This is a genomic window from Sporosarcina thermotolerans, from assembly GCF_042658975.1.
In the GTDB taxonomy this organism is placed as follows: domain Bacteria; phylum Bacillota; class Bacilli; order Bacillales_A; family Planococcaceae; genus Sporosarcina; species Sporosarcina thermotolerans.
This window is the reverse complement of sequence record NZ_JBHSRM010000015.1, coordinates 133,820-150,265: the sequence shown is the minus strand read 5'-3', so window position 1 is coordinate 150,265 and position 16,446 is coordinate 133,820. Positions and strand designations below refer to the sequence as shown.

Here is a 16,446-nt window from a genome sequence, read left to right as displayed (position 1 = left end):
TGGAAGCGTGGCGACACGTGCAGCTGACGGATACTAATCGATCGAGGACTTAACCTTAAGTTATAAAGTACGGTTGAACTTGAAGTAGCAACAATGTCTCTTTTATCCGGTTTTGAACGAACAAGTATCGTTCTTACATAGTCTGGTGACGAAGGCGAAGAGGTCACACCCGTTCCCATCCCGAACACGGAAGTTAAGCTCTTCAGCGCCGATGGTAGTAGGGGGCTTCCCCCTGTGAGAGTAGGACGTCGCCGGGCAAAGGCCATCCCCTTTGGGGGGTGGTTTTTTTGTGTTCAATAATAGTAAATAGGGTTTTTGATTGTTAAAAGCATTCAGCACGAATTTGAATTCTTGCATTTTTAGGTTTGGACCGCGCTAGTGGTTATTTATTATGTACAAAACCATTTAATTGGCGCGTCAAATGCTTTTGACAAACTAAATCGTTTTCCCGCGCGCTCAAAAATGCATCGCCGCGCTCAAGAATGCAACGCTGCGCTCAAGAATGCAACGCCGCGCTCAAGAATCCATTGCCGTGCTCAAGAATTCATCCCCCACGCTCACGAATCGGCCCCCAACGCTCAAGCATCCCATCCCTGTCCAAAACACCTCCGATTATCCACATCCTTCATAGTCCTCCACTATTAATTTCTTGAATTCTCCTGTATTGAGCGTTAAGATGAAGGTCATCCTAGAAGAAGGGGGTTGACGTATAATGACTATGGTTCTTATCATTTTTGCAATTAACATCGTATATGTGACTTTCTTTACGGTCCGAATGATTCTTACTCTGAAAGGATATCGGTATATTGCGGCTGTTGTAAGTATGGTTGAGGTCGTTATCTACATTGTCGGCCTTGGCTTAGTGTTAGATAATCTGAATGAAATACAAAATATCATTGCATATGCGGTCGGTTACGGGATTGGTGTTATTATTGGTTCGAAGATTGAGGAAAAACTTGCCCTTGGTTATATTACCGTTAATGTGATCACTGCAGATGTGGATTATGAAATGCCAAAATTATTACGTGAAAAAGGGTATGGTGTGACGGATTGGTCTGCGAATGGTTTGGAAGGCAGACGTTCTGCCATGCAGATTTTAACACCGCGAAAAGATGAATTGAAACTTTATGATACAATCAAACAGCTCGATCCGAAAGCATTCATTATTTCATATGAGCCAAAGACGATTCATGGTGGATTTTGGGTGAAGTCTGTTAAGAGAGGAAAATTGTTTAAATGAGTTCAAAGAAGAAAACGGTTTGGTTTGAAGTTGAAGAGGGCGAGACAGTTGCTGAATGCCTGCAACGTCTATCAGCTGCCGGCTATTCCGTGGCTGGTCGAAAGGAAGAACCAGTTTTTAAGGAAGAGGCTGGAGAGTATGTCCCAATCCGTCAAATTATTAAATTCAAAGGGATTTTAAGTGAATAATTGTCTAAAATACGAACGATGAATAAATGGAATTATTTATCGTTCGTATTTTTTATTGACGTGGCTACTTTCAGTTGATATTATAAAGATAGTAATAGAAGACCCACATATATGCTGAAGAATTGGCTTCAGCGTTTCTACCAGGACACCGTAATGTCTGGACTATGCGGGAAAGCGAATTTAAGGATTTGGCGAAAGATGTGCCATTTTAAAATGTGTACATTCATCCTTATGCCATTTGAACATTATCCTTGAATGAACTGCTTTCCATGTATGTGGAAAATAGTTTATTCAAGGATTTTTTTATTTTATTGAAAAGAAGGAGAGAATTGTCTGTGGAACCGAAAATTGGCGTCATCATGGGAAGTAAAAGTGATTGGGAAACGATGAAGCATTCTTGCGATATTTTGGATGAACTGAATGTGCTATATGAAAAGAAAGTGGTCTCAGCACACCGCACACCGGATTATATGTTTGAGTATGCGGAACAGGCGCAATATAGAGGAATAGAAGTCATTATCGCGGGAGCAGGCGGAGCTGCCCATCTTCCGGGGATGGTTGCTTCGAAGACTCTTTTGCCGGTCATCGGCGTTCCTGTTCAATCCAAAGCACTGAACGGAATGGACTCATTGTTATCAATTGTCCAGATGCCTGGTGGTGTTCCAGTCGCAACTGTGTCAATTGGCAAAGCAGGGGCAACGAATGCAGGACTACTTGCTGCCCAGTTTTTGGCGGTGCATGATACGGAACTACAGGCGAGACTCCAAGAACGTCGAGATAATATGCGCGAAGCGGCATTGGAAAGCAGCGGTGAATTGGAATGAAGACAATCTTACCAGGCCAGACAATTGGAATCATTGGTGGGGGACAGTTAGGCAGGATGATGGGACTTGCAGCGAAAGAAGCGGGTTTTCGAATAGCTGTACTTGACCCTACGATGGATTCGCCTTGCGGACAGATCGCCGATATCCGGATAGTCGCTTCTTATAATGATGAGACGGCACTTGAAGAGCTTGGCGAAGTAAGTGATGTAATTACGTACGAGTTCGAGAATATTGATTATGTTGGCCTTAAACGTCTTAGCGAAATCGCTTATGTGCCACAAGGGGCTGAGCTTGTAAGAATCACCCAAAATAGGGCAACGGAAAAGGCGGAAATTAAGGCGTCAGGCGCTCCTGTAGCTAACTATGTGACGGCTGAAACGTTTGAAGAGTTAAAAGGGAAAATAAATACAGTTGGTTTTCCTTGCATCGTTAAAACCGCTTTCGGCGGATATGATGGAAAAGGGCAAGTAAAGCTTAATTCACTAGAAGATATTAAAGAGGCGGAAAGTCTATTCGAACATTCAACATGCATAGCGGAAGCTTTCGTTCCATTCACTAAAGAGATTTCAGTCATCATTCAACGGAATCCGGAAGGGGAGTCGTACTGCCTGCCAATCGCTGAAAACATTCATAAACATCATATTTTACATGAATCAATTGTACCGGCAAGGGTGAGTTCCAAAGTAATTGGAAAAGCTGAAGAGGCGGCGAAGCAGATTGCTGACCACCTTGAGCTTGTAGGAACATTGGCGGTAGAAATGTTTGTACTCGAAAATGATGAAATCATTATCAACGAACTGGCACCACGGCCGCATAATTCAGGGCATTACTCGATTGAGGCATGTAATGTTTCACAGTTCCATCAGCATGTCCGCGCAGTTTGCGGTTGGCCGCTTCGAAAGCCGAAGCTATGGGCACCGTCCATTATGGTGAATGTATTAGGTGAACATGTGGCTCCCCTTAAAAAAGTTATCGTGAACTATCCGGATTGGTCCGTTCATCTTTATGGAAAAGCGGAAGCGAAGGAAAAACGTAAGATGGGGCATGTCACAATCATGACAGATGATATTGAGAAAACGTTACAAGATATAGATTCTACAGGCATTTGGGCTTAATCAATCAAATTAATGCGATTTCAATTGGGAGGAAACCAAAATGACAAAAGTTAAAGTTTACGTAACATTACGCGAAAGTGTTGTAGATCCACAAGGCATTGCTGCACAGGAGGCACTACAAACGATGGGGTTTGACGAAGTGGAAAGCGTACGTATTGGAAGGCTGATTGAACTTGAACTTGCGGGAACAGCCGCTGAAATCGAAACACGTGTGACGGAAATGTGCGATAAGCTTCTTGTCAATAAAGTGATTGAGAACTATAGCTTTGAAATCGGGGAGGTTGCGGGTAAATGAGGTTCGCCATTTTAAGTTTTCCCGGATCCAGTTGTGACGTGGATATGTTGCGTGCAGTGAGAGATGTTATCGGTGAGGGTGCTGAAATCGTCAGCCACACGGATGCTGTTTTGGAAAATTACGATGCTGTATTGATACCGACTGGAGCTTCTTATGGAGATTATTTACGCCCAGGTGCGCTTGCACAAAGCTCTAAGTCGATTGCGAGTTTAAAAGCTTTTGCTGATTCCGGGAAATTAGTGCTTGGTGTAGGAAATGGCTTCCAAATCCTTGTTGAGGCGGGTATCCTACCAGGCGCATTCTTACGGAATAAAGGCTTAAAATTCAGAAGCGGTAAAGCGAAGCTTACTGTTCAAAATGCTTCGACCTATTTCACAAGCAACTATGAACAAGGTCAGTTACTTACAATTCCATTTGCCCATGAGTATGGCAATTATTATGTTGACTCGGATACTGCCCAACTCTTAAAAGAGACGAACAGAATTGTATTTACATATGAAGATGGAAATGCGGATGGCAGTGTGGAAGAAATTGCCGGTGTGTTGAATGAAAGAGGCAATGTCCTTGGGATGATGCCGCTACCTGAACGGGCGGTCGAAGAAATTATCGGTGGAACGGACGGATTGCCTTTATTCCAATCAATCTTGAAGAACTGGAGTGAGAACAATGTCAGCCATGCATGAACCTACAGCTCAGCAAATCAAAGATGAAAAATTATACCTTCAAATGGGGATGACCGATGAGGAGTTCGAACGTGCGGTTGGCATGATTGGACGTCTTCCAAATTACACGGAAACAGGTTTGTTCTCTGCTATGTGGTCTGAGCATTGTTCATATAAAAGCTCGAAGCCGGTATTGCGCAAATTCCCGACAGAAGGGGCACGTGTCTTGCAAGGTCCTGGGGAAGGTGCAGGAATCGTCGATATCGGGGATAATCAGGCGGCAGTATTCAAAATGGAATCGCATAACTCCCCTTCAGCAATCGAGCCATTCATCGGCGCAGCGACTGGTGCTGGCGGAATCATTCGTGACGTTTTCTCGATGGGTGCCCGTCCGGTTGCACTCGTCAACTCGATGCGTTTCGGTGATTTGTCTGATGCACGTGATCGTTATTTATTTGAACAGGCGGTTGCGGGGATTGCAAGCTATGGGAATACAATCGGGATTCCGACAGTGGCTGGGGAAGTGCAGTTTGATAATAGCTATTCGAAGCGCCCGCTTGTCAATGCGATGGCTGTTGGTTTATTGAATCATGAGGATATCCAGAAAGGTATCGCTTCTGGTGTCGGCAATACAGTATTGTATGTCGGTGCGAAAACGGGGCGTGATGGAATCCATGGTGCGACGATGTCTTCGTCCGAGGTTGCTGTTGAGAAAGAAGCGGAACTTCCAGTAATGCAGGCGGGAGATCCTTATCTTGAAAAGTTGCTGATGGAAGCATGTCTTGAGCTTGTTAAATCTGATGCGTTAATCGGAATCCAAGACATGGGTGCCGCTGGTCTTACTTCATCTTCAGCGGAAATGGCTTCGAAAGCGGGATATGGCGTGGAATTAAATTTGGATCTTGTTCCGCAACGTGAAGAAGGAATGACAGCTTATGAAATGATGCTTTCCGAATCACAGGAGCGCATGCTTGTTGTTGTAAAGCATGGCCGTGAAGATGAAATCATCGATCTATGTAAGAAGTATGGTCTTGAAGCGGTAGCAATCGGTAAAGTAACAGACGATAAAATGCTTCGTCTTGTTCATAAAGGTGAGGTTGTAGCGGAAATTTCAGCGGATATCCTTGCTGAAGATGCACCGGTTTATCATAAAGTTTCCGAGGAGCCTGCGTATTTCCGTGAGTTCCAGCGAATCGAGAATACTGAACCGGCAGTCGAAGATTTAAAAGCGACGTTGACGGCATTGTTGCAGCGTCCAACGATTGCTTCGAAGGAATGGGTTTATAATCAATTCGATTCCCAAGCACGCTCAAATACAGTCGTTGCACCAGGTTCTTCTGCAGGAGTCATCCGTGTGCAAGGAACGAATAAGGGACTTGCGATGACGGCAGATTGCAACTCACGCTATATCTATCTTGACCCGGAAACGGGCGGAAAGATTGCTGTTGCTGAAGGAGCACGGAATCTTGTCTGCTCAGGTGCAGAGCCAATTGCAGCGACAGATTGCCTAAATTTCGGCAGCCCGGATAAGCCGGAAGTATTCTGGCAAATTGAGAAATCCGCAGATGGCATTTCTGAAGCTTGTCGTACATTGAATGCGCCAATTATCGGAGGTAACGTATCGATGTCGAATGAAGTGAATGGCGTACCAGTTTACCCAACGCCGACAATGGGCTTGGTCGGAATCGTTCATGATCTTCAGCAAGTGACGACAACTGAGTTCAAGCAAGCAGGCGACGCAATTTATTTGATTGGTGAGACGGCAACTGAATTTGGTGGTAGCGAGCTTCAGCAAATGGTGGAAGGCAAGATTTTCGGTAAGGTTCCTGCTATTGATCTTGAAGTGGAATCTGCACGCCAAAAAGCATTGCTAAAAGCGATTCAAAGCAAGTTAGTCCAATCGGCTACAGACTTGTCTGAAGGTGGCTTTGCAATTGCTCTTTGTGAGAAGGCGTTCGATGCAGATGGACTTGGTGCTGAAGTGACTATTTCAGGTTCAGCGGTAACTGCTTTATTCAGCGAAACACAATCTCGGTTCCTTGTAACAGTAAAAGAAGAGCTTACGACTGCTTTTGATGCACTTGTACAAGATGCAGTGAAAATCGGTACGGTTACAAATGAAGAGAAAATCGTCATAAAAGGCGATAACAATACTGTTTTAATTGACGGGACGGTGGAAGAATTCCGTTCTGCTTGGAAAGGGGCAATTCCATGCTTGCTGAACTCAGAGGCCTAAACGAGGAATGTGGCGTATTCGGCATTTGGGGCCATGAAGAGGCGTCACAACTCACGTATTACGGCTTGCATGCGTTACAGCATCGCGGGCAGGAAGGTGCCGGGATTGCGACGAAGAATGGTAAAGGGTTGTTAGTGAAGAAAGGCGAAGGCCTTGTTAATGAAGTGTTTTCCGGTGACTCACTTAAAGGATTGACAGGTAATAGCGCAATTGGGCAAGTTAGGTACACGACTGAAGATGGAAGGGGAGCGGAGAATGTGCAGCCGCTCGTCTTCCGTTCTACGACGGGCAGCATGGCGATTGCGCATAACGGGAACTTGATCAATGCGCAGGAATTAAAAGAAAGCCTCGAAAAGCAAGGGAGCATTTTTCAAACGACTTCCGATACGGAAGTGCTGGCGCATTTAATCAAAAAGAGTGCCGGAGGAGCGTTAACACAGCGGGATCGTGTGAAAAAGGCGCTTTCGATGTTAAAAGGAGCCTTCGCATTCGTATTGTTGACGGAAGAAGGGCTAATGGTCGCACAGGATCCAAATGCAATGCGGCCGCTATCTCTCGGGAAGTTGGGAGATGCGTGGGTAGTTGCATCCGAGACTTGTGCGTTTGATTTGATTGGCGCAGAAACGATTCGGTCGGTAGAGCCTGGTGAATTGATCATTATTAATAATAAAGGCTTGCAATCTGATCGATTTGCCGAGGCGGGAGATCGTGCGATGTGTTCAATGGAATATGTCTATTTTTCGAGACCCGATTCAGATATCGACGGCATTAATATCCATATGGCACGGAAACGATGTGGGAAACAACTCGCAAAGGAAGTTCAGATCGAAGCGGACGTCGTTACGGGCGTTCCCGATTCAAGTATTTCGGCGGCTATCGGATTCTCCGAGGAAAGCGGAATTCCTTATGAATTAGGATTGATTAAAAATAGATATGTCGGCAGAACATTCATCCAACCGACACAGGCGATGCGTGAGAGAGGCGTAAAGCTAAAGCTTTCGCCGGTACAACAAGTTGTCGCAGGAAAACGAGTCGTCATGGTGGATGATTCGATAGTCCGAGGGACGACGTCGAAACGGATTGTCAAAATGTTAAGGGATGCAGGGGCAACGGAAGTACATGTCGTTATTGCAGCACCTCCATTGGTCAGTCCTTGCTTTTATGGCGTAGACATCAGTACGGATTCGGACTTGATAGCAACCGGGCGTTCTGTCGAGGAAGTCCGTGACTTGATTGCTGCTGATTCGCTGACGTTCCTTTCAGCGGAAGGAATGTTAAAGGCAATCGGTAGATCTCCTGAAATGAAGAACTGCGGACAATGCCTCGCTTGTTTTACAGGCGAATACCCGACGGAGATTTATGCGGACACAGTATTGCCGCATGAAAAAGAACTTTCGCGATAAGAAGTGAGTGCGCGCTAAATTCTCGTTTGCTTCGGGAAAGTTCTTATTACTCATTTATTTTAAAACAGCTGCATTCATTTACGAAAAAAAGCACATTCATTCTCAAAGGAGGACATTCCATGTCAAAGGCGTATGAAAAGGCGGGAGTCAATATTGAAGCGGGCTACGAATCGGTGGAACGCATGAAATCACATGTCGCACGCACGGCACGTAAGGGTGTCGCAGGAGCGTTTGGCGGTTTCGGAGGGATGTTCGATCTTTCGGAACTTAACTATAAAGAGCCGGTTTTAATTTCCGGAACAGATGGCGTCGGTACAAAATTGAAATTGGCGTTTCTTGCGGATAAGCATGACACAATCGGTATCGACTGCGTCGCGATGTGTGTGAACGATATTGTCGCGCAAGGGGCAGAACCACTATACTTCTTGGATTATATCGCACTTGGCAAGGCCGTTCCTGAGAAAGTCGAAGCGATTGTCAAAGGAATTGCGGACGGTTGCGTGCAGTCGGGAGCAGCGTTGATCGGCGGAGAGACGGCTGAAATGCCAGGACTTTACTATGTCGAGGAATATGATTTAGCAGGATTTGCAGTAGGTGCTTGCGAAAAAAGTAAAGTCGTAACCGGTGAAAAAGTGGCTGAAGGGGATGTTCTTGTCGGAATCTCTTCAAGCGGCATCCATTCAAATGGTTTTTCACTCGTTCGAAAAATCGTTTTAGAAGATCAAGGATATGCGATTGACGACTATATTGCTGGCTTTGAGGAACTTGGAAAGGTAGGACAGGCATTGCTTGAACCTACAAAGATTTATGCAAAGCCAGTCATGCAAATTCACGAAGAACTTGACGTCCATTCAATGGGCCATATAACGGGTGGAGGTTTCTATGAAAATCTTCCAAGAATGTTTGGGGAAGGCTTTGGAGTGGAGATCAATCTTGGGTCATGGCCTGTACTCCCAGTTTTCAAAATGCTGAAAGCAAAAGGCGAACTGTCTGATAAAGATCTGTATAGCGTTTTCAATATGGGTATCGGGTTTGTCATCGCCCTTCCGGCGGATCAGGCGAAGCGTGCAATCCAGATTGCGGCTGAGCACAATGAAGAAGCGTTTGAAATTGGTCATGTCGTTCGCGGAACGGGAGTCATATTCAACGGGGACCATGACGGGAGTCTTGCAGAATGACTGGTAAAACAAAGATAGCTATTTTCGCATCCGGTAGCGGTAGCAATTTTGCTGCACTTGAGATTGCATGCCGTGAAGGGGAATTGGATGCGGAAATCGTACTAGTCATGACTGATAAACCCGCTTCCTTCGTTGTAGAACGGGCGAGGCAAGCGGATATACGGGCTGTCGCTTTGGAGCAGAATGCATTCCCTTCAAAGCGAGAATTTGAAGAAGCCCTTATAGCCATTTTACAAGAAGCGGGCGTTGAATGGATTGTGCTGGCAGGTTATATGAGGCTGATTGGCCCAACATTGCTTGACGCTTATCCTTCACGTATTGTCAATATCCATCCCTCTTTGCTGCCGTCATTCCCGGGTAAGGACGCTATCGGTCAAGCGATTGCACACGGTGTAAAAGTGACCGGGGTCACCGTCCATCTTGTAGATGAAGGAATGGATACCGGCCCAATTTTGGCGCAAGCCGCAGTCCGGGTAGTGGAAGGTAATCCTGAAATGACCGCGCAAGCAATACATGCCGTTGAACACGTCATCTATAAAGAGGCGTTACAGTCATTGTTCACCAGTGAAATGAAGTGTAAAGCTTGAATTCACTTGCAACAGTTTATTATAAAAATCGGAGGTAACCACTCGTGAAAAAACGTGCATTACTCAGTGTTTCAGACAAAAGCGGTATATTGGAATTCGCCCAAGCGCTTGAGAAACTCGATTATGAAATTCTATCAACAGGCGGGACGATGAAGCATCTGAAAGAAAACGGAGTCGCAGTAACAGCAGTCGACGAAGTGACGGGCTTCCCTGAAATCATGGAAGGTCGTGTGAAAACACTTAATCCGATGATTCACGGCGGTCTCCTTGCAAAACAAGACGATCCAACACATCAAGCTCAGATGATCGAACACGGCATCGAGCCGATCCATATCGTTTGTGTCAATCTTTATCCATTCAAAGAAACGATTTCCAAACCTAACGTTTCTGTCGAAGACGCTATCGAAAACATTGATATTGGCGGTCCAGCGATGCTTCGTGCGTCCGCAAAAAACCATGCTTACGTTACCGTAATTGTTGACGCGGCTGACTATGCACAAGTCCTTGAAGAGCTAAACGAAGAAGGACAGACGACTCTTGCAACACGCCGTCGTCTTGCAGCGAAAGTGTTCCGTCATACAGCAGCTTACGATGCACTCATTTCAGGCTATTTAACAGACCTATCAGAAGAAAAATTCCCTGAACAAATCACATTTACATATGAATTAAAACAGCCACTACGCTACGGGGAAAACCCGCATCAAAAGGCGGCGTTTTACAGCCGTCCGCTTGGATCGGACTTCTCCATCGCAAATGCGGAGCAATTACACGGTAAAGAGCTTTCTTACAATAATATTCAGGATGCCAATGCAGCCATCCAAATCGTGAAGGAATTCCAGCAACCTGCGGCAGTCGCTGTGAAGCATATGAATCCTTGCGGAGTAGGTGTTGGTGATACGATTTCGGAGGCTTTCAATAAAGCATACGAAGCCGACCCGGTTTCCATCTTTGGAGGAATCATCGCATTAAATCGTGAAGTCGATGCGGCAACAGCTGAACAGCTTTCTGGAATTTTCCTTGAAATCATTATTGCACCGTCATTCACGGAGGAAGCAAACACATTATTAACGAAGAAGAAAAACATCAGACTTTTGACAATCCCGTTCGGACAACAGATAAAGGATTCTTGGAATACGGTATCTGTTGAAGGTGGTTTACTCATACAGGAGCCGGATACATTCGGATTCGAAAATGCAGACATCCGCATTGCAACGGACCGTGAACCGACAGAAGCGGAATGGGAAGCGCTCAAACTCGGTTGGGCAGTCGTCAAGCATGTGAAATCCAATGCGATTGTTGTTTCGGATGCACAAAGAACGCTTGGCGTTGGAGCAGGGCAAATGAACCGCGTCGGAGCTGCGAATATCGCATTAACGCAAGCAGGCGAACGTGCAAATGGCGCAGCACTTGCATCGGACGCGTTCTTCCCAATGGACGATACTGTGGAAGCTGCCGCCAAAGCGGGTATTACAGCAATCATTCAGCCTGGTGGATCCGTGAAAGACGAAGATTCTATTAAAAAGGCAAATGAATACGGCATTGCAATGGTGTTCACAGGCGTACGTCATTTCAAACATTGATCGAAGGAGAAGATACAGATGAAAGTACTTGTCATCGGCAGTGGAGGCCGGGAGCACGCAATCGCCCGCCAATTCAAAAACTCGGCATCGGTGTCGGAAGTGTTCGTCGCGCCGGGCAATGACGGCATGGAAAAGGATGCTGTCTGTGTACAGATTGCGGCAACCGATTTCATAGCGCTTGCTTCTTTCGCGAAAGAGCGCCAGATCGACTTGACATTTGTCGGACCTGAACAGCCATTGGCGGAGGGTATTGTCGACTACTTCACAGAACAAGGGCTTAGGATTTTTGGGCCGACAAAGGCTGCCGCTCAAATTGAAGGCAGCAAGTCCTTTGCGAAGGATCTGATGAAAAAGTACGGTATCCCAACGGCGGCTTATGGGACGTTCACGGATGCAGATGAAGCGAAGGCGTTCATCCAGCAGCAAGGTGCACCAATCGTCGTAAAGGCAGATGGGCTCGCTGCAGGGAAAGGCGTCATTGTCGCAATGACTATCGAAGAAGCAATCGAAGCGGTTGACGATATGATTGGCAATCAACGGTTCGGTGATTCCTCATCCCGCGTAGTCATCGAGGAATTCCTTGACGGGGAAGAGTTCTCGTATATGTCATTTGTGCATGAAGGGCAAATCTACCCAATGGTCATCGCGCAGGATCATAAGCGCGCGTATGACGGCGATAAAGGGCCGAACACGGGCGGTATGGGTGCATACTCCCCTGTACCTCAAATTCCCGAGGCTGTCATTATAGAGGCATACGAGAAGGTCGTCGTTCCGACCGTGCGCGCGATGACGGAGGAAGGCGTTTCGTTCACTGGAATTCTTTACGCAGGACTCATCTTGACGAATGAAGGCCCGAAAGTGATCGAGTTCAACGCCCGTTTCGGCGATCCTGAGACACAGGTCGTCCTGCCAAGGATGGCATCCGATTTCGGTGAATTCATGATGGCACTTATGAATGAAAAGCCGTTTTTATTGGAATGGCATGAAGAAGCAATGCTCGGCGTAGTGTTGGCATCGGACGGCTATCCGGGGGATGTCGTTAATGGAGCAAAATTGCCTAATCTTGCACTACTAAAAGGGCTTGACGTTTTCCACGCAGGCACAAAAGCGCAAGGAAATCATTTCATCGGCAATGGCGGCCGCGTCCTTTTAGTTACTGCAAAAGCCGGAACCTTGAAAGAGGCGCAAGCAAAAGTGTATGACGGATTGAATCAAGTCGAATGGAATGGTTTCTTCTATCGTACAGATATCGGCTGGCGCACATTACAAAGTAAATAAAAACAGACCACACATATTGATGTGTGGTCTGTTTCTTTCGATTAGACTTGCTTCGCTTGTGCAAGCCGTTCTTCGTAACGGCTTTCGGTTTTTAATATTACTCAACTGCACCGGTGCCCTTTAACTTGACCTTCACTGTGACGTTAAATTTGATGTCAGGATAAATCCGATTCCATTCATCCATCGTATCCTTATGCGATAATCTTGTCGCCCGATATCGCAAGCCAAACCCGAACGGATCAACATTTTTTTCTTGGAATTTTGTCAATAATTCCACGGTTTGCTTTTTTATATGTTCAGCTGCTAATTTATCGTATTTCCCTAAATTCATGCCGTTCAAACGGTGCTTGGATTCGCCGATGTAACCTACTGTTGTGATTTTCATATCGATCCGAGGCTCACCCTCGTTCAGGATAAGTTTATATTTAACTCTCACTTCATAGATTTTTAATACGAAGGAGTGATTTACTTCCTTAACATTATAACTGAATCCGGAAGCGCTGTTCGCAATTGAGTTGAAATACTTTGTTTCTTCGGACGTCAATTCCATGGGTTCTTCTCCCCGTTTAATAACAATCGATTTTTCGACTTTAAATTCCTGATTTTCCTCGTCAATATCGATGATCGGCAAAACGGCATCAATCCCTTTACCTAACACTTCCCGTCGGAATTCAAATAGAAATGTCGTCAAGATGTTGGGGCTTTCTGTACCCGTATTGTCAAAAAAATTATATAAAGAAATCGATGCAGGTGCTTCAATTGCCGGTTCGAAGGAAAGGACTTTTTCTGACGTGTTTGCGGCAACAGCGACGAAGCAAATCATCTGAATATCTCCGCGCCTTGTGAAAAAGTCCATGAATGAAGCCAAATCCTTACTAAGTAATTCTTTGTTCAAAATAATGATCCGGTTATGCGTTAAGTCCAATAGTTTGTCGGTGCGTGTTTCCATTTCAGCTACGGCTAACGCAATTGAATCGGCATCATGTGATAAATAAGCGTAGGTGGGAGTTGTTGCCTGTTTGACATTTCCGATTGGTTTTGCCAATTTCAATGTCACTCTGTACCCGTCTTTTACCTTTTCAGAAGGATCAATCCCGATTCCTACGACGAAGATCCTTTTGTCGATGTCTTTGAATGCACATCCCGCTTGTAGAAGCACCATAAGAAAAAGGACAGCTGCAATGCCCCCTTTTATTATTTTTTGCTTTTCCGCCATTTGGATGCAGCTCCTTTTCGTGCCGAAAGTAGACAAAAGATTAGCAAAGTGAGCAAGGCTGGGGTGAAGTAGTTGTCAAACATCGAGACATACTTGAATAGGCCATCTGTCGTAATCTTTACTACTACGGTCATCGCAACAGCCCAAAATATGACGATCAATAATGGAGAAGTTAAATTGAAAGATTTCCATTTGAACCGTTCAGAATAAAGAACACTCGAAAGCAACTGGATGGAAACATGCCAATGCATGATGATACTAACGACACCAAGCGCCAAAAAAGAGCCAATGAATAGAAAGACGATTCGTTCGATGACCCCGAATTTCATCCGTATTGAATCACTCGTCATAATCCATGGAAACATAGTATTCTTTATGGCGTCGTACCCCGTGAAGCCAATCGGAAGGAAATAAGTCGTCGCAAGGACATATGCTAAGAAGAATCCGAGAAGGGTTATTCCTTTGCCTGTCGGCTTTTTCAGTTGCGTGAAAACCCGATTAAAAATGACTAAGTTCGCGGTCCCTACGACTATAAAGAGGGAAGACGTAAAAGCTCCGTAATCCGGTAGATGATTAATTTCCATAAGTGCGACACGCACATAATCCCAGTTTAGATCGCGACTAAAATACCCTTTCATTTGAATAAATACAATAAAAGGGACAACAACGACAAAAATAATTTCACTCATATATAAGATGTTATGTGCTTTCATGAATACGCCAAATGTGACAACAATTACAAACGTCAACACAATCGTATAAAGCGACATAGCAGGAGTCAGAAACCTAATAATGATAATTGTATAAATAGTAAGTGTAAATAGACCAGCGGTATACCAGGCTAGCCCGAAAAAAAGGAGGATCGGTTTTGCAAACCATTTAGGAGCATACGCTTCCAAGATTTCGGGCAAGCCAAGTCCCGGGAAGTGACTGAATAGACTTACAAGAATATACGTCATTACAATCCCTATAATCAGTGCGAGAACTAACGAAAGAATTGTCCCACTACCGCTTCCAGAGATTAGAATTCTTGGTGTTAAGGAAACCATACTCGTCATCATATTAATCAAAATTAAGTAGAATATGAACCGGCTCATTTATTGCCCGCCTTCAATTCATCGTTTTTACCAATCCAAGGAATTCGCAAATAAGGTACGCCCAAACTTTCTTTATTAACCAATAGCATAATAATTCCCAGAAAGCCGATCAGCAGACCGACCATTCCGAATAAGGAACTGTAAATTAGTAATAATACACGAACGACCCGCATCGTAAAACTCATTTCGTTGACAGGAATGACGAATGTGGCAATCGCCATTGCAGAAATGATAATGATCATAATTGTAGACGTGAGAGCTGCTTCTGTTGCCGCCGTCCCTAAGATTAGTCCGCCGACGGTAGTTGCAGTCCCACTGACGGCTTTCGGCAGCCGCATGCTCGCCTCCGTCAACAATTCCATGAATAGGAGCATGAAAAAGACTTCAATGAATGATGGATACGGAACACCAATCCTGCTACCCGCAACTGTAAGGGCAAGTTCGATTCGAAGGATATTCGGGTTATAGGATGTCATTGCCACATATAAACCGGGAAGTAAAATACATATGAACAAACCTATATATCTTAATAGTATCGTCATCGTTGATAAGAGAGAGACGTGGTAATTGTCTTCCATCGATGACATGAAGTCGAAAAAGATAACGGGAGCAATGATGACATTCGGACTCCCATCAATGGCAATGATGACTTTACCGCCGACCAGATTATAGACGATCCGATCGGGCCGTTCGGTAACTAACGTTGTTGGAAAGAGCGTCCATCTGCTTTTGTTAAGGAAATGCTGGAGCTCGCCAGCGGATTGTAATAACGGAGTTTGCAGATCTTTAATCTGTTCTTTTAATTTTTTTAGAACTTCCTGATCGACCAAATCAATGTCATAAAGTAAAGCGACGGCACGTTTAGACTGATCATCCGTTACAATCTCTTCAACCTTCAAGGAGGATTTATGGTACCGTTGCCTAATTAAATTGATGGTCGTACCGATGTCCTCGCTTAACCCTTTTTGCGGTCCAAGGACTGTCGGCTCAATAGTCGTATCCTGCACTTCATTGTTCTTGATGAGGCGGATATCAAGTAAAAAAGTTTGATCACGTATAATAATCAAAACGCACCCTGAACTGATCTTGGTAAGCAGTTTATCTTTATCGGGCACATCTGTTCGATTTGGCAAGGAATGGATATAGGATGTAAAGCTTTCTTCAGAAGCCATTTCAAAAAAAGGCCGGATAACAGTCTGATGGATTTTATCGCCATCAGCCACTGATCTCAAATAGAAGAGGAACGCACATTCACCTTTCATTTGCAGTGGAGTTTGAACGACGTCGCCTGACGGATTGAACATTTTAGACAATGTGTTCACTATAGGAGGTGTTTTGGGTGCCCCAGTAGTTCCTGGCTTTTCATTCATCTCCAACTCTCCCTTCATCTGGAGCATAGAAAAAAAGTTTGCCCTTAGCGTCCCCACAATTAAGGAAATGATACACGGACGCATGACGACTGAAATTTCATGCAAATGATGCGAAACATCTATATTTCAAATGGATGCTATGCTACGATAAAAATATATAGATATATAGAATTCTCT

At 44.9% G+C, this 16,446-nt stretch carries 15 protein-coding genes, 1 rRNA gene and 1 riboswitch; of the genes, 13 read left to right on the top strand and 3 right to left on the bottom strand.

Annotated features, from left to right (window positions below):
• The first annotated feature begins 141 nt into the window (after window positions 1–141).
• From rrf to purD, 13 genes are all read left to right on the top strand, one after another.
• A 5S ribosomal RNA gene (rrf, locus tag ACFPZG_RS13730) occupies window positions 142–257 on the top strand.
• 455 nt (window positions 258–712) lie between these two features.
• Entirely contained in the window at window positions 713–1,240 is a 528-nt protein-coding gene (locus ACFPZG_RS13725; protein WP_283733986.1) for a DUF2179 domain-containing protein, read from the top strand.
• Complete coding sequence (locus ACFPZG_RS13720; RefSeq protein ID WP_283733987.1) at window positions 1,237–1,428, top strand: NETI motif-containing protein; 192 nt, start codon at window positions 1,237–1,239, stop codon at window positions 1,426–1,428. Before ACFPZG_RS13725 ends, ACFPZG_RS13720 begins: the two co-directional genes overlap by 4 nt.
• Before the next feature lie 85 nt (window positions 1,429–1,513).
• Window positions 1,514–1,613, top strand: a riboswitch (purine riboswitch).
• Between the two features lie 150 nt (window positions 1,614–1,763).
• Window positions 1,764–2,252 carry a 5-(carboxyamino)imidazole ribonucleotide mutase gene (gene purE, locus ACFPZG_RS13715; RefSeq protein WP_317941013.1) on the top strand — a complete coding sequence of 163 codons (489 nt, stop codon included), beginning with the start codon at window positions 1,764–1,766 and terminating at the stop codon, window positions 2,250–2,252.
• Window positions 2,249–3,367: a 5-(carboxyamino)imidazole ribonucleotide synthase gene (purK, locus tag ACFPZG_RS13710; protein WP_283733988.1), complete on the top strand. Its 1,119-nt coding sequence runs from the start codon at window positions 2,249–2,251 to the stop codon at window positions 3,365–3,367. Before purE ends, purK begins: the two co-directional genes overlap by 4 nt.
• Before the next feature lie 40 nt (window positions 3,368–3,407).
• Window positions 3,408–3,662 carry a phosphoribosylformylglycinamidine synthase subunit PurS gene (gene purS / locus ACFPZG_RS13705; protein ID WP_317941012.1) on the top strand — a complete coding sequence of 85 codons (255 nt, stop codon included), beginning with the start codon at window positions 3,408–3,410 and terminating at the stop codon, window positions 3,660–3,662.
• Window positions 3,659–4,345 carry a phosphoribosylformylglycinamidine synthase subunit PurQ gene (purQ, locus tag ACFPZG_RS13700; protein ID WP_317941011.1) on the top strand — a complete coding sequence of 229 codons (687 nt, stop codon included), beginning with the start codon at window positions 3,659–3,661 and terminating at the stop codon, window positions 4,343–4,345. The genes purS and purQ overlap by 4 nt, the downstream gene beginning before the upstream one ends.
• Window positions 4,329–6,560 (top strand): phosphoribosylformylglycinamidine synthase subunit PurL, encoded by a 2,232-nt coding sequence (gene purL, locus ACFPZG_RS13695; protein WP_317941009.1) that lies wholly within the window; start codon window positions 4,329–4,331, stop codon window positions 6,558–6,560. The genes purQ and purL overlap by 17 nt, the downstream gene beginning before the upstream one ends.
• Window positions 6,536–7,963, top strand: coding sequence for an amidophosphoribosyltransferase (purF, locus tag ACFPZG_RS13690; protein WP_317941008.1), 1,428 nt, complete (start codon window positions 6,536–6,538; stop codon window positions 7,961–7,963). Before purL ends, purF begins: the two co-directional genes overlap by 25 nt.
• A 119-nt stretch (window positions 7,964–8,082) precedes the next feature.
• Entirely contained in the window at window positions 8,083–9,141 is a 1,059-nt protein-coding gene (gene purM, locus ACFPZG_RS13685; RefSeq protein WP_317941007.1) for a phosphoribosylformylglycinamidine cyclo-ligase, read from the top strand.
• Window positions 9,138–9,728: a phosphoribosylglycinamide formyltransferase gene (purN, locus tag ACFPZG_RS13680; protein ID WP_283733989.1), complete on the top strand. Its 591-nt coding sequence runs from the start codon at window positions 9,138–9,140 to the stop codon at window positions 9,726–9,728. The genes purM and purN overlap by 4 nt, the downstream gene beginning before the upstream one ends.
• Before the next feature lie 44 nt (window positions 9,729–9,772).
• Window positions 9,773–11,308, top strand: a complete 1,536-nt coding sequence (gene purH / locus ACFPZG_RS13675; RefSeq protein ID WP_317941006.1) for a bifunctional phosphoribosylaminoimidazolecarboxamide formyltransferase/IMP cyclohydrolase — start codon at window positions 9,773–9,775, stop codon at window positions 11,306–11,308.
• 18 nt (window positions 11,309–11,326) lie between these two features.
• Window positions 11,327–12,586 (top strand): phosphoribosylamine--glycine ligase, encoded by a 1,260-nt coding sequence (gene purD, locus ACFPZG_RS13670; RefSeq protein WP_317941005.1) that lies wholly within the window; start codon window positions 11,327–11,329, stop codon window positions 12,584–12,586.
• A 97-nt stretch (window positions 12,587–12,683) separates the two neighbouring features.
• Here purD and ACFPZG_RS13665 read toward each other — a convergent pair whose 3' ends face one another.
• From ACFPZG_RS13665 to ACFPZG_RS13655, 3 genes are read right to left on the bottom strand one after another with little or no spacing between them, the layout of a single operon-like run.
• Window positions 12,684–13,802, bottom strand: coding sequence for a Ger(x)C family spore germination protein (locus ACFPZG_RS13665; protein WP_317941004.1), 1,119 nt, complete (start codon window positions 13,800–13,802; stop codon window positions 12,684–12,686).
• Entirely contained in the window at window positions 13,781–14,899 is a 1,119-nt protein-coding gene (locus ACFPZG_RS13660; RefSeq protein ID WP_317941002.1) for a GerAB/ArcD/ProY family transporter, read from the bottom strand. Before ACFPZG_RS13660 ends, ACFPZG_RS13665 begins: the two co-directional genes overlap by 22 nt.
• The gene (locus ACFPZG_RS13655; RefSeq protein WP_283733995.1) at window positions 14,896–16,269 is read right to left on the bottom strand and encodes a spore germination protein; all 1,374 of its coding nucleotides are present in this window, start codon (window positions 16,267–16,269) and stop codon (window positions 14,896–14,898) included. Before ACFPZG_RS13655 ends, ACFPZG_RS13660 begins: the two co-directional genes overlap by 4 nt.
• Between the last annotated feature and the right edge of the window lie 177 nt (window positions 16,270–16,446).